Below are 13,203 nucleotides of genomic sequence, written 5' to 3' on the forward strand. Positions count from 1 at the left end.
GTCATATTTGCGTTGCCAATGGAGGCGAGTTTTGCACACCGGGCAGATCGCAAAGCGTGATTGGACTAGAGGCTGCTTTCGGCAACGTAGCTTGCTCGCTATCCGGTGTTTCCGATTGCCTCAACTCTATTTGGAGGATCATGGAGAGCGATGGCGTAGACGCGGTTCTCCGTTTTATCGTTTTTGGCCCGCCGCCAGACAAGATTCGAACTGCAACTGCATGATCGAATGCGATTGTGTGATTGCCGACCATGATCTGCACAGGCTCGTCGTGCTGGTTCAGCGTGACAGTACGAACCTTGATGATGCCCTGGGTCGGGCGGGAGCTTAAGCGGCGGACTTCCAGCACCTCGCTCGTCAGACGCAGCGTGTCGCCGGGCCGGACGGGCTTCGGCCAGCGCAGTTCCTCGAAGCCGGCGCCGATGATGCCGCCGGCGGGCTTCATCTCGCATTCGACCAGGAGCCTCATCGTCATCGCCGCCGTATGCCAGCCGCTGGCGGCAAGGCCGCGAAACAGCGACTCCTTCGCCGCATCAGCATCGAGATGAAACGGCTGCGGGTCGAATTCCGTCGCAAAGCGGGCCACGGCTTCCGGCTTGACGGTTGCGCTGCCAGACAGGAAGGGCTGGCCGGCGGCGAAGTCCTCCAGATAAAGCGCCATCATGCCTCTCCGATGCTGACCACGATCTTGCCCCTCGCACTGCCGCGTTCGAGATAGGCCAGCGCCTCGTGCGTCTGCTCAAACGGGAAGATGCGGTCGATGACCGGCTTGATGACGCCGGCTTCGACCAGCTTGGTGATGTCCGCGAGCTGGCGGCCATCGGCCCGCATGAACAGAAAGGAATAGTGCACGCCCGCCTTGCGGGCGGCCCTGCGGATGCCGAAGCTCAGGGCCCGGAAGACCGTCGTCAGCACGAAGCCCAGTCGCCGCTCGTCCGCAAAGGCGGGGTCCGGCGGGCCGGAGATCGAGACCAGGTGGCCGCCGGGCTTGAGGACGTCGAGCGATCGGTGCAGCGTCTTGGCGTCGAGAGAGTTCAGCACGACGTCGTAGCCGGACAGTTCCTTGGCAAAATCCTGTTTGGTGTAATCGATGGCTACGTCGGCGCCGAGGGATTTGACCAGGTCGATGTTGCGCGTGCTGCAGGTCGTGGCAACCGTCGCGCCGAGATGTTTGGCAAGCTGGATGGCCACCGTGCCGACGCCGCCGGATCCGGCATGGATGAAGACCTTCTGGCCCGGCTTCACCTTCGCCCGCTCGACCAGCGCCTGCCAGGCGGTCAGCGCCACGAGAGGAAGCGATGCTGCTTCTTCGACGGAGACGTTGCCCGGCGCACGCGCCAGGTCTGTCTCGGCCACGCAGATGCTTTCCGCCAAGGTCCCGATGCGCCTGTCGTCAGGACGGCCGTAGACGCGATCGCCGACGGCAAAGCGCGTCGCGCCGGCCCCGAGTTCGGTGACGATGCCCGCGAGGTCGTTGCCGAGGATCAGCGGCATCTTGTAGGGCAGGAACGCCTTGAAGGCGCCGTCGCGGATCTTGCTGTCGAGCACGTTCAGCGCGGCAGCCTCGATCCTGACCCGCACGTCGCCAGGCGTCAGGGCCGGCTCTGGCAGGTCTAGCGGCAGAACGGGCGATGTCTTCCCGTATGTCTCGATGGCAAAGGCCTTCACGTGCCTGACTCCGAAGATTGAATGGTGGGGTTGAGGAATTCCCGGCCAATCCAGGCGCGCGTTTCGCTGAGCAGTTCGCTCGCCAAGGCTGGATCGTCGCAGGCCCGCGCGAGGATCACCGCGCCGACCATCGCCGACCAGCGTCCAATCGCTTCGCGACGCGCCATGGCGTGATCGGTGCCCGGAGCCGAACCGCCCATGCGATCGAGCTGCATCTTCAGACCGGCGGTCATCGCTGCACGCGCGGCTGGGTCGCGATGCGCCGTCTCCGAGGCCAGCGCCGCCGTCGGGCATCCTGTCGAAGCGTTGGCCCGATGGGCGTCCGACAAATAGGCGTCGGCAAAACGCTCGAAATTTCGCGGCTCGGCCAGCGATGTCGTCAGCATGTGCGCGAGGCTTTCGGCGATCAGATCGTCCTTGGACGCGAAATGTCCGTAGAAGCCGCCGTGGGTCATCCCCGCCGACTTCATGACCTCGGCGACGCTGACGGCCTCGAAGCCACGTTCGCGGAACAGGCGTCCCGCCTGTTCGAGGATCCGTGTCCGGTTCTCGGCCATCTTCTCGCGGCTGACCTTCATGATCGTCATCTCCGGCTCATCATCGTTGACATATTTATGATGACAATCATATAAAAGCAACAATGATGATGGTCATCATGAAAAAAGAGACGGATCCCATGACCCCCAACCCCGCAGTTCTCATCACCGGCGCCTCGTCCGGCATCGGTGCCACCTATGCAGACCGTTTTGCCGCCCGAGGACACGATCTGGTTCTGGTTGCCCGCAGCGCTGATCGTCTCAACGAGGTTGCGGCGCGCCTGCGATCGGCTCGCGGTGTATCCGTCGACGTCGTGCAGGCCGATCTGGCCGATCATGAAGCCCTCGAGCGTGTGTCGGCCCGCCTTGGTGAGGACGACCGGATCGGCATTCTGGTGAACAATGCCGGGGTGGGCCTGTCGGGCGCTTTCGCTGATCAGAACCCAGGCGCCGTGGCGAAACTCGTGGCGGTCAATGTCGGCGCGGTAACGACGCTGGCGCAGGCGGCAGCCAGGCGTTTCGTCGACGCTGGCAATGGCGCGATCGTCAACATCTCGTCGGTCGTCGGCCTCATTCCGGAGTTCGGCCAGACGGCCTATGCCGCGAGCAAGGCCTTTGTCACGACGCTCTCGCAGTCCATGGCGGTCGAGCTCTCTGGCAAGGGCGTCTACGTGCAGGCGGTTCTGCCTGCGGCGACGGCGACGGAAATCTGGACGCGCGCCGGCTCCAACCCCTCTCGACTGCCGCCGATGATGGATGTCGGCGCCCTGGTGGACGCCGCGCTGGTCGGGTTCGACCGACGCGAGGCGATCACCATCCCGGTCCTGTCCGACGCCGGACTCTGGGACTCCTATCAGAACGCCCGCAAAGCCATGCTCCCGGAGTTTGGCGGGGTCGTTCCTGCTGCGCGCTACCGGGCTGCCTGAGGCAACGATCGAGACACTCTCGGACGCTCGCCTCCCTGCTCCCGGGACGACGGAACCAGGAAGGCAGGGAACGACGGTAGTGTCGACGGGACCGCTTCATGCTGGCGATCCACTTCGCAAGCCAGTCGCGGGGCCAATGGTGTGGTCTTTCCTCGGCGGCGTCCTCCGATCGACGTCGCATTTGGCGGGGCCATCTTGCTTGCCGAAGCGCGGTCGGCCATCCAACGCGCTTTGCCACCCTTGCAGCCCGCGCGGCCCGTCACCTTGCTGAAGCAGGAACCGTGGAACCGACGAAAGCTCAGAACGCATCGGCGCCAGGGAACAAAACTCTGCTGGGGATGACCGAGGGTTGGGCGGCCTGAAGATAGAGGGACAGCGCGTTTTGCAAGATGATGCGGTGCTCTGCATCGCCGGGAGGTCCGCCAGGACAGCGAACCTCCCGATCCTGCTAGTTGATGGTGACCGCCATCACGCCTGGGCGGGCAATTTTTTCCCGAGCCAGGACGAGCAGGCACACCAGGAAGACCGCTTCGACCACAGCGAAGGCCATGAAGGCTTCAGAAAACGAGCCCCCCGAAGCCCTGATCACCAGGCCCATCATCCAGGGAGAAACGAAACTCGCCGCCACGCCGAGGACTTCCGCGTAGCCAACTGCGACGGTCGCCAGTTCGTCGGCATATTTCTCGGTGAGCAGGGCGAAGATGGCGCCGCCACCAAGGACCGCGATGCCGCTCAGGCCGGCCAGAACCAGCAGCCAGCCAAATGACATCGAATAGATTGCCGCAGCAGTGAAGGCGAAGGCGGTCATCAGCGCCATCGCGGTGCCGAACTTGATCATGAAGGCCTTGCCTGCGCGGTCGGCCGCGTAACCGCCGACGACCAGGAACAACACCTGCGACAGCCCCATCAGCGTGCCGATAACAGCAGCGCTTTCGACTGGCATGTTCTGCACGGCGATGAAGGCTGGCACGACCCAGGTCGCCGTTCCGGCAATGGCGAAAGTGCAGGCCGCGATGCCCAGACCCCCAACGATGATCCACTTCGAGCGGAAGATGACGCTGATCGGGATCGATGCACCACGCGGCAGCGGCGGCTCCCAGGCAAAGCCGTTGATGCCTATCTCGGCCGGCCCATTGCGGGCGAAGAGGCAGTTGATGAGAGCGACGATCAACGTCCCGCCGGCCAGAACAGCGAAGAATGTACGCCAGCCAAAGGCCATGGTCAGCGGAATTCCAAGCGCGAAATCAAGCGTGATCGCCAGGCTGTATGCCGCCAGGATGAGGCCGATGATGCTGCCGCGTCGAGACTGCGGAAACCAGCCGATGACCAGCTTCATGTTGCCGAGAAAGATCGCCGCGTCGAAGAAGCCGATGAAGAGACGCAACGCGACCAGCTGACCATAACTCTGCACATAGATCTGCAGGACCATACCCAGGCCGGTGCCTGCAAGTCCGATCAAAAGCATCATGCGCGCCGTCATGTGCCGGCTGAAATGCGACCACACGACCATGCCGATGCCGTAGGTCAGCGCGAAGATACCCTGCGCGAAGCCGGCCTGAGCCGGGTCGAGTTGCAGGGTTTCGGAGATGAATGGAATGACTGCTGCAAAGGCATACCAGTCCGCCGCAAGAAAGACCTCGCACACCAAGGCGAGTGCAAGCATGCCGATTTGCCATCGCCGGATGCGCGACCGGTCGTTTTCGGTAATTGTGTCCCAGTTCATCGTCCGTCCCCCGTTTGGAAAAACCTGGTTTTTGCGTGAGTGTGGTCGCCCAATTTTGCAGCTTCGTTCGAGCTGCGGCCCACTTTCCGCGGGTATTCCGCCTGCGGCGACTGACACAGGCGGAAGGATGTGTCGCCGTCAGCTCTGCGGCGGCAGGAAATTGACCTCGTGTTCGGCTGCGATACGCACGACTTCAGCCGGATCGCCGACATTGTGGATGCGGTCGAACAGTCCGCGCAGGACCCGCGTCGGCGAGACCCAGAACAGGCAGCGCACAGTGCCGGAAGACTTGTTGAAGATGCCGTGCGGCTCTCCCATCGGCATGCGGATCAGGTCGCCTGCGGTTGCAATCACTTCCTTGCCGTCGAGCCAGAGGTCGAGGCGGCCCTCGAAGACCGAGACAAACTCGTCCTGGGTCGGGTGCGTGTGAGGCGGAACGAAGGTGCCGGGGGGCAAGATCGCGTGCCACGCCATGGAGGCATCCGATTGCTGCTTCAGAGTGTATGTCTGGCCAAGAATACTCCAGACGGTTCCGTCATAGGCTTCGTCGCTTTTTGTCACGCCGGCCTGCATTGCAATCATGATGTGGTTGTCCTTGTGAGTTGGTGTTCGTCGTTGAGGGTGCCGTCAGGCGGCGAGAAAATCGCGAAGCAGGGTGGTCGCCTGGGGCGCTTCCTCGAACAGCAGATGCCCGGCGCCCGGGACCAGTTCGAGACGGGAAACGGGGATGCACTTCAGCCAGGCGTCTGCCTGCGCAGCCGGCCGCATTCGGTCCTCGCTGCCCCAAAGCAGCAAGGTGGGAGCAGCAATGCGATGAAGCCAGGCGCCCAGTTTCGGATTGCCTTGCGGTTCGATGGCAAGCAGGCGACCGAGTGCGGCCATCTCGCGCCCAAGCGACGCGCCGAATGTTGGGTCCTGGGTCGTTGGAAAATATCCCAGCGCGACGCGCGGGTCATGGGTCAGATAGCCAGGAAGTTCGGGCGGGCTGACGGTGGACAGGTCGGGCGCGGGGTGATCGCGCACGACCAGACCCGCCGGTGAAATCAGTGCCAGCCGACGCAGACGGCTGCTTTGCCGAGCCGCGTACTCGGCAGCGATCCAACCTCCAAGCGAGAAGCCGGCAAGGTCGAACGCTTCAAGCCCGAGCCGGTCAAACAGATCGGCATAATGCAGCACGTAGTCGTCGATTGAGGTGATGCGATCGTCGTCTGCCGAGTCGCCGAACCCTGGATGATAGGGAATGATGACTTTCGCGCCCGTAGCCAAGGTGCGGGCGAATTCGAAGCCGGTAAACGTACCTGCGCCATGCAGGAAGACCAGAGGAAAGCCCTCGCCGATACTGTGCACGATTGTGCGAATGCCGCGGATCTCGTACTCGGCGCGCTCAAAACCTTCCAAGGCCGGAAAGGGTCCTGGTTGCAGTGTCATGATCTGAAAACTCCTGTTTATTCGGCGGCGACACAGCACGGCCGCCCGGCGAGGCCGGCAAACTGGTCGACCGCGTCGATAATGCGCTTGAGCACCATGGGATTGCTTGGAACGCCATCGGTGAAGTCGGTTTCGCTGGCGTAGATCGCTGTCGGGATGGTGCAGGCTTCGAAAAACCCGAAAAGCGGTCGAAGCTGGTGTTCAACGACGAGGGAGTGGCGCATGCCGCCGCCCGTTGCGGTCAGCAGCACAGGTCGGTTGATCAGCGCAGACGGGTGGACAAGGTCAAACACGTGCTTGAACATCCCGGCATAAGAACCCTTGTAGACCGGGCTGCCGACGATCAGCGCGTCGGCGTTTTCGATCGCCTCCACAATCGATCGGGCCTGCTTGTTCAATCCGGCCGGTGAACAGGCGGCCAACCCTTCTCCGGCGTCCACCAGGTCGAATATCTCGACGGAAAAGCCATGGCGTTGCCGGATCTTTTCGGAAACGGCTTCGACAAGCGCACGTGTTTTCGACGGCCTCTGCGCGTTGCCGCAGAAGCCGATGACTTTGACACCGGTCATCCAGATCTCACTCCCGTATGGAACCACCAGGTCTTCATCGACCTGTTCGGCGGTTCGCCAACTCCCATGAGCGCTCAGTTTCCGAACGGTAAGCTGCTTGGGCAAGCCCCCCAGTTGAGGGGGTTGCTGACGCAACGCCCGGTTGGAACAGTGCAGCGAGAAAGCGCCTGGCACGACCGGCAAGGCGCAGACCAACAAGGGTGGAGCCTGTGAACATGTCAGTCGTCGAGTTCAAGAAAACCGGAAATCCGTCGCTGGCCGAAATGGCCGCCCATGTCGAAAACATCCTGCCGGCGATCGAAACGGCTGCGGAAGAGAGCGAACAGCTGAACAGGCTTTCCGATGCGACATACATGCTTTTGCGTGATGCAGGTCTCTTCAGCATGATGATGCCAAAGGAGGTTGGCGGTGCTGAACTTTCTCACGTCGACGCGATGCGGCTCGGCGAACGCGTGGCATGGGCGCATGGTTCTGCCGGCTGGTGCGTGATCGTGAACAACGCTGTCGGCGGCGTGATGTCGCTGTTTGTCTCAGATAAGGGCGCCGGCGATATTTTCGCCGAGGGTCCCGATGTCATGGTTGCCGGAAACGGTGTGCCGCGAGGCTATGCGCGGCCGGTCGAAGGCGGCTACATGATCCGCGGCAACTGGGCCTATGGCAGCGGCATTCATCACGCCGCCTGGATCCATTCCGGCTGTTTCGTTACCGAGGCGGACGGCAAGACCATGGTCAAGCAAGCCAATGGTCAGCCGGAAATCGTCATCACCCATCACCCGCGCGAGACCATAGAGTTGAAAGGCAATTGGGATGTGCTCGGTCTGCGCGCCACAGGCAGTTTTGACTACACCCTCAAGGATGCCGACGAGCTCTTTGTGCCCAAGCATCTCTGTTATGGCTTCAACGATGGTGATGCCAAGCGAGGCGGCCCGCAGGGTAGTCTCGGGCTGGTTGGCTACACGGCCTGGGGTCACACGACATGGGCGCTTGGCGTCGGGCGGCGCATGCTCGACGAACTTGCCAAACTGGCTAAGGTTCGCGTCGACGCGTTTGGCAAGATGAATGAGAGCGCGACCTTCAAATATGAGTTCGCCCGCGCTGAGGCGCGCTTCCGTTCGGCACGTGCCTTTGCCTATCAGTCCTGGGCGAGCATGGCCGAAACCTTCGATGCCGGCCGCAACGCTTCCGTCGAGCAGATCGCCGATGTGAAGCTTGCGATGCGTCATGTCCATGACGTCATCTCCGATGTCGGCACCTTCGCCCACCGTGCGGCGCGCGGCGCGTCACTTCACAACGGAACCATGCAGCGTTTCTATCGCGATATCCATTCGGGTACCCAGCACATCCTGATGGCTGACGAAATCGTACAGGAATGCGGCCGCGTCTATCTCGGCGCGGTCAAAGCCGACGCAAAATGGGGAGTCTTTGGTGTGGATGGCTAGGTAGTCGCGCAAACGGCAGTCTTCGCCGCCGCAGTCAGCTTGATTTTTGCCGAGGTTGCTTGAAAATCCCGCCTCGGCAGAAACGCTCGCGCACTGGCGGAGCCTTTGCCACACGTTCCTGACAAGCTCGAACAATGAGCAGCAGGGCTGAGGAGGAAGAAAATGATGTCGGGGACATCGGCTGGACGATCGAACCATTCGACGGGAGAGGTCGGCCATGCCGTGCTGGCCGTTGCCGCAAGCCGCTCACTCGAGGCACTTGGCGAGTCATGCCACCGCGAAATGGGCAAGCTCATGGGATCGCCCACGGTCGGGCTTTACCTGTTGGATGATCACAAGCCGAGCCTTGTCTACAGCAAGCAGGCGCCCGAGGGCTTCATCCGGGAGTACAGCGATGAATTCGACAAATACGATCCACTGCTCGCTTATATTTTCGAGAAAGGCCGGCCTGTCGACGGGTCGACGGTGGTGGGTGCATCTGGCTGGCAGCACTGCAACAATTTCCAGTTGCTGAGGCGCTGGGGCTTCAAGCACTGCATGGCAGGGCCCCTTCTGGTAGAGGGGCGCGTGGTTGGCGTCGTCTATACCGCCAATGGCGGTGAGACGGGACCCTATCGCGCTGAGGCAGTCGACAGCATGGATATTCTTTGCCGGGCCGGTTCACTCGCACTCGCCACCATGGTGGAGACCGGCCGGCTCGGCGGTGCGCCGATCGGCTGGATAGCGCAGTCCCGCGTTGCGTCGCGCCATGAGCGGACGATCGGCGGGGCATATGCCTTGAACCAGTTGCCGGCGCGATCGCGCGAAGTGGCGCTTTTGCTCTGCCGCGGCCAGTCCAACAAACAGATCGCGCGGGTGCTGGGGATTTCCGCGTATACGGTCAAGGATCATGTCGGCAAACTTTGCCAGCGACTTCACGCCCACAACAGAACTGAGCTGGTCCAGCGACTGCTGACGACGCACTAAACCCACCCGCATGCGTCGGCTACCTTCGAGTACGGTCTGGATTTGGGGATGCGGTGTCCGCAAGTGGGGTCGGCATCGATTGCCGATGTAGATGACGCTGGCCCCCGTCGGAGGCGATCAGACATGCTTCGGTTCTCTATCGGGCCATCGACAGCGTCGCCGACACGGTCGACTTCTGGTTCAGCGAACACCGGGACCTCCCGGCTGCCAAGCGGTTTCTGCGCAAAGCATTGGCCCGCCACGTCCGGCCGTCGCGAATTGTCATCGATGGCAGTCAGACAACCCGGGAGGCGCTGGCAGAGCGCTGGTCGCCTTCCGTCCCCATAGGATCTTCACGTGTCCGGGGTATCTGCCTGCAACAGCTCGATCAGGCCGACGACATCGCTGCGTTGTCTTTTGGCGGGCGGTACGAAGGCGCAATAGGGCTGCCCGAGCCGGATAGATGCCGAAGACAGCGCAATGAGGCGTCCGGCCTCGATGTCGGCGCGGGCAAGAACGCGCTGGCCGAGCGCGATGCCCAGGCCAAGGCGCGCCGCCGAGATGGCGAGGCTGGACAGGCCGACACGCCGTCCCCGCGACGGGTCCGGGCGCCGCGCGCTTCCCTGTGCTGCGAACCACTCCGACCAGGTCGGATGGGATGCGTAATTGGGTCCCCAATTGGTGTGGATGAAGACGCTGTCGTGCACATCGGCGATATCGCCGGTGTCAACGTCGAGACGACGCCGGAACTCCGGTGAACAGACCGGCAGGACGTCGTCGTGCAGCAGGCTCACCCTGACCAGCTCGGGATAGTGATAGTCGCCATAGCTGATGCGCACATCGGTGCCATGGCGCGCCATGTCGATCGGGTCGTCCTCGACACGAATGTCGATCGCCATGCGCGGCGAACCCGCAAGCAGCATGCCAAGACGGGGCATCAGCCAGTGCTCGGCCAGGGAGAACGGTACGCTGACCACCAGCCGGGTGCGCACCTCGCCTTCAAGGATGCGCGACGTCACCGTGGCGATGTCTCCCAGGGCGCGTGCCGTCTGCGGATAGATTGCGTGGCCGGCATCGGTGAGCGTGATGCGATTGCCTATGCGCAAAAACAGCTGCTTGCCGAAATAGGCTTCAAGATTGCGCACCTGCTGGCTGACCGCGGCAGACGAGACCCCCAGTTCACGGGCCGCCAGGGTGAAGTTGCCGGTGCGTGCGGCGACCTCGAATGCCTTGAGCGCATTGAGCGGCGGAAGCCTTTCCATCACAGCCTCCCGAAGTTTTTCTTTCGGGCAAATAACAATTTTCCACGTTGAGCGAAAGGTTTTTTTGCCGCCACATGAGACCACAACAAAGGAGGATCGCACCGTGAAAAACATCATCGATCTCGACCGTTTCCCGCTCGATCGCGAGGGAAGTGCCGATTGGACGGCACTTGTCGAACGATCGCGGGCGGCTCTTGCGGCCGACGGTATGTACGACCTCGAGGGCTTTCTGCTGCCGGGCGTCGCCGAGCGCGCGACCGCCGAAATCAAGCCGGTCATGGACAGCCGCTCGCATGAGCACCGGCGTGTTCACAACATCTACTTCAAGCCTGATATCCCCGAGCTTCCGGCCGAGCATCCGGCGCTGCGCAAAGTCGAGACGATCGGCCACACGGTCTGCGCGGACCAGATACCCACCAGCATGCTCTTGTCGATCTACGAATATGCGCCACTGGCGCGGTTCCTCGCAGCGACGATGGGCAAGCCGGATCTTCACATGATGGCGGACCCGCTGGCGCGGACCAATGTGATGGCCTACCGCAGCGGCGAGGCGCTCAACTGGCATTTCGACAGGTCCGAATTCACCACCACCCTTTTGCTTCAGGCGCCGGACCAGGGCGGCGTGTTCGAATACCGCACCGACCTGCGATCCGACGACAATCCCAACTATGATGGCGTCTCGCGGCTGCTCGAGGGCAACGATCCGCAGGTGCAGGCAAAGCGGCTCAAGCCCGGCACACTGAACGTCTTCAGGGGCAAGAACACCGCCCACCGGGTCACGCCCGTCGCCGGCAGCCGCGAGCGCATGGTCGCCGTCTTTTCCTATTACGAGCGGCCAGGCGTCGTTTTCAGTGCCGAAGAGCGGCTCGGCTTTTACGGGCGGGCTGCCTGACGGGCCGCCTGCGGCTGCCACTGCATAGCCAGATTCTCCGGGGAGACGAGCATGACATTTCTCAAACGCAACGGCACGCCGGTGCCGGCTTCGATCGACAGGCTCGCCGTGGCGGTCCGCTCGGGGCTTTGTGACCGGCGGGAGTTCCTCGCCATCGCAAGCGCTGTCGGCGCCTCCACAGCGGTTGCCTACGCGATGCTCGGTCTGCCCGCGCCGGCACGCGCCGAACAGCCTGCGCCGAAGACGGGCGGCACGCTGAAGGTCGCGATGTTCGTCAAGCCGCTGAAGGATCCCAGGCTTTTCGACTGGTCCGAAATGTCGAATGTCGCCCGGCAGGTCATCGAACCGCTGGTGCGCTACACGCACGACTTCACCTTCGAGCCCGTGCTGCTCGATGGCTGGGAGGCCAATGACGACGCGACCGAATATGTGCTTCATGTCCGCAAGGGCGTGACCTGGAACAATGGCGACGCTTTCGACGCCGATGACGTGATCTTCAATCTCGGCCGCTGGTGCGACGGCAGTGTCGAAGGCAACTCGATGGCCACGCATATGGCGTCGCTGATCGACCCGGCAACCCGCAAGGCGCGGGCCGGATCGATCGTGAAGGTGGACGACCACACTGTCCGGCTTGTGCTGGCCAGGCCGGACATCTCCATCGTCGCGGGGCTGGCCGAATATTCCGCGCTTCTGGTTCATCGCACATTCGACGAAACCGGCGGCGACCTCGTCGCAAACCCCATCGGCACAGGCGCTTTCGAGCTCGTCTCCTACGCTGTCGGCGAGCGCGCCGTCTTGCGGCGGCGCGCCAACGGCAGCTGGTGGGGCGGCGAGGCATTGCTCGACGGCGTCGAGTTCATCGACTACGGCACGGATCCGGCAGCCACGGCCAGTGCCTTCGAGGCGGGCGAAGTCCATGCCAACTACGAGACATCGGGAGACTATGTCGCGATCCTGGATCAACTGCAGCTGGTCAGATCCGAGGTCGTCACCGCCGGCACGATCGTTGCCCGCACCAATCTGTCGGCCAGGCCTTATGACGACAGGCGCGTGCGCAACGCGCTCCAGCTTGCGGTCGACAATGCGGCAGTGCTCAAACTCGGCTATGGCGACCTCGGCACGCCGGCGGAGAACCACCATGTCTGCCCGATCCATCCGGAATATGCCGAGCTGCCGGCGATCGGCCGGGACATCGCGAAGGCGAAGGCGCTGATGGCGGAGGCCGGCCATCTCGACTTCCAGCACGAGCTCATCACCGTCGACGAAGAGTGGGAGAAGAACACCGGCGATGCGATAGCCGCGCAGCTTCGCGAGGCCGGCTTCAAGGTCAACCGGACCGTCCTGCCCGGGTCGACCTTCTGGAACGACTGGACAAAATACCCCTACTCCCTGACCAACTGGGCGATGCGCCCACTGGCGGTCCAGGTGTTGAGCCTGGCCTACAAGTCGGACGGAACGTGGAACGAGACGGCTTTCGCCGACAAGACATTCGACGACAGGATCGCCGAAGCACTGGCAATTCCCGATCCGGACAAGCGCCGTGTCCTGATGGCCGAGATAGAAGCGATCCTCCAGTCTTCAGGCATCATCATCCAGCCGTTCTGGCGCAAGCTCTACCACCACACCGCGCCACAGGTGAAAGACATGGCCATGCACCCGACATTCTGCATGTTCCTGGAAAAGGTCTGGCTCGACGCATAGCTGCCGGCTCCGGCGCGCATTGCCGGGCAGCCCGGCAGGTGGCGGCAAACCGGCAGACCGCGTCGACCTGCCTGTTGCGGGTGGCGTTCAGCACGACGCGGCTTTGGCTAAGGC

13 protein-coding genes and 1 pseudogene are annotated in these 13,203 nt (G+C 62.8%); 6 read left to right on the forward strand and 8 right to left on the reverse strand.

What is annotated here, in order from left to right:
• Nucleotide 1: 1 nt before the first annotated feature.
• The 3 genes from SLT36_RS20585 to SLT36_RS20595 are packed head-to-tail and all read right to left on the reverse strand — an operon-like array spanning nucleotide 2 to nucleotide 2,246.
• Nucleotides 2-661 (reverse strand): MaoC family dehydratase, encoded by a 660-nt coding sequence (locus SLT36_RS20585; RefSeq protein ID WP_432284185.1) that lies wholly within the window; start codon nucleotides 659-661, stop codon nucleotides 2-4.
• Nucleotides 661-1,668, reverse strand: a complete 1,008-nt coding sequence (locus SLT36_RS20590) for an NADP-dependent oxidoreductase (protein ID WP_432284186.1) — start codon at nucleotides 1,666-1,668, stop codon at nucleotides 661-663. The genes SLT36_RS20585 and SLT36_RS20590 overlap by 1 nt, the downstream gene beginning before the upstream one ends.
• Nucleotides 1,665-2,246: a TetR/AcrR family transcriptional regulator gene (locus tag SLT36_RS20595; protein WP_432288418.1), complete on the reverse strand. Its 582-nt coding sequence runs from the start codon at nucleotides 2,244-2,246 to the stop codon at nucleotides 1,665-1,667. The genes SLT36_RS20590 and SLT36_RS20595 overlap by 4 nt, the downstream gene beginning before the upstream one ends.
• A 98-nt stretch (nucleotides 2,247-2,344) precedes the next feature.
• Between SLT36_RS20595 and SLT36_RS20600 the strand changes: the two genes are divergently transcribed.
• On the forward strand, nucleotides 2,345-3,130 hold the full coding sequence (locus tag SLT36_RS20600; RefSeq protein ID WP_432288420.1) for an SDR family NAD(P)-dependent oxidoreductase: 786 nt from the start codon (nucleotides 2,345-2,347) through the stop codon (nucleotides 3,128-3,130).
• 448 nt (nucleotides 3,131-3,578) lie between these two features.
• Here SLT36_RS20600 and SLT36_RS20605 read toward each other — a convergent pair whose 3' ends face one another.
• The 4 genes from SLT36_RS20605 to msuE form a co-directional block, all read right to left on the reverse strand.
• Complete coding sequence (locus SLT36_RS20605; RefSeq protein ID WP_432284187.1) at nucleotides 3,579-4,853, reverse strand: MFS transporter; 1,275 nt, start codon at nucleotides 4,851-4,853, stop codon at nucleotides 3,579-3,581.
• 138 nt (nucleotides 4,854-4,991) lie between these two features.
• Complete coding sequence (locus SLT36_RS20610; RefSeq protein WP_432284188.1) at nucleotides 4,992-5,435, reverse strand: cupin domain-containing protein; 444 nt, start codon at nucleotides 5,433-5,435, stop codon at nucleotides 4,992-4,994.
• A 45-nt stretch (nucleotides 5,436-5,480) separates the two neighbouring features.
• On the reverse strand, nucleotides 5,481-6,281 hold the full coding sequence (locus SLT36_RS20615; RefSeq protein ID WP_432284189.1) for an alpha/beta fold hydrolase: 801 nt from the start codon (nucleotides 6,279-6,281) through the stop codon (nucleotides 5,481-5,483).
• A 17-nt stretch (nucleotides 6,282-6,298) separates the two neighbouring features.
• A complete protein-coding gene (gene msuE, locus SLT36_RS20620; RefSeq protein ID WP_432284190.1) occupies nucleotides 6,299-7,048 on the reverse strand; it encodes an FMN reductase in 750 nt (249 codons plus the stop codon).
• Between the two features lie 17 nt (nucleotides 7,049-7,065).
• On the opposite strand from msuE, the gene SLT36_RS20625 reads away from it, so the two are divergent.
• From SLT36_RS20625 to SLT36_RS20635, 3 genes and pseudogenes are all read left to right on the forward strand, one after another.
• Entirely contained in the window at nucleotides 7,066-8,289 is a 1,224-nt protein-coding gene (locus tag SLT36_RS20625) for an acyl-CoA dehydrogenase family protein (RefSeq protein WP_432284191.1), read from the forward strand.
• A 222-nt stretch (nucleotides 8,290-8,511) separates the two neighbouring features.
• Nucleotides 8,512-9,255, forward strand: coding sequence for a LuxR C-terminal-related transcriptional regulator (locus SLT36_RS20630; protein WP_432284192.1), 744 nt, complete (start codon nucleotides 8,512-8,514; stop codon nucleotides 9,253-9,255).
• Nucleotides 9,256-9,389: 134 nt separating this feature from the next.
• Nucleotides 9,390-9,551: pseudogene (locus tag SLT36_RS20635) on the forward strand (DDE-type integrase/transposase/recombinase); the annotation flags it as partial.
• Between the two features lie 36 nt (nucleotides 9,552-9,587).
• Here the strand turns inward: SLT36_RS20635 and SLT36_RS20640 are convergent.
• Nucleotides 9,588-10,496, reverse strand: coding sequence for a LysR substrate-binding domain-containing protein (locus SLT36_RS20640; RefSeq protein ID WP_432284193.1), 909 nt, complete (start codon nucleotides 10,494-10,496; stop codon nucleotides 9,588-9,590).
• Between the two features lie 103 nt (nucleotides 10,497-10,599).
• Between SLT36_RS20640 and SLT36_RS20645 the strand changes: the two genes are divergently transcribed.
• Both SLT36_RS20645 and SLT36_RS20650 read left to right on the forward strand, forming a co-directional pair.
• The gene (locus tag SLT36_RS20645; protein WP_432284194.1) at nucleotides 10,600-11,388 is read left to right on the forward strand and encodes a HalD/BesD family halogenase; all 789 of its coding nucleotides are present in this window, start codon (nucleotides 10,600-10,602) and stop codon (nucleotides 11,386-11,388) included.
• Nucleotides 11,389-11,439: 51 nt separating this feature from the next.
• Nucleotides 11,440-13,089 carry an ABC transporter substrate-binding protein gene (locus SLT36_RS20650; RefSeq protein WP_432284195.1) on the forward strand — a complete coding sequence of 550 codons (1,650 nt, stop codon included), beginning with the start codon at nucleotides 11,440-11,442 and terminating at the stop codon, nucleotides 13,087-13,089.
• The last annotated feature ends 114 nt before the right edge of the window (nucleotides 13,090-13,203 follow it).

Source organism: Aminobacter sp. BA135 (genome assembly GCF_050859125.1).
GTDB lineage: Bacteria > Pseudomonadota > Alphaproteobacteria > Rhizobiales > Rhizobiaceae > Aminobacter > Aminobacter ciceronei.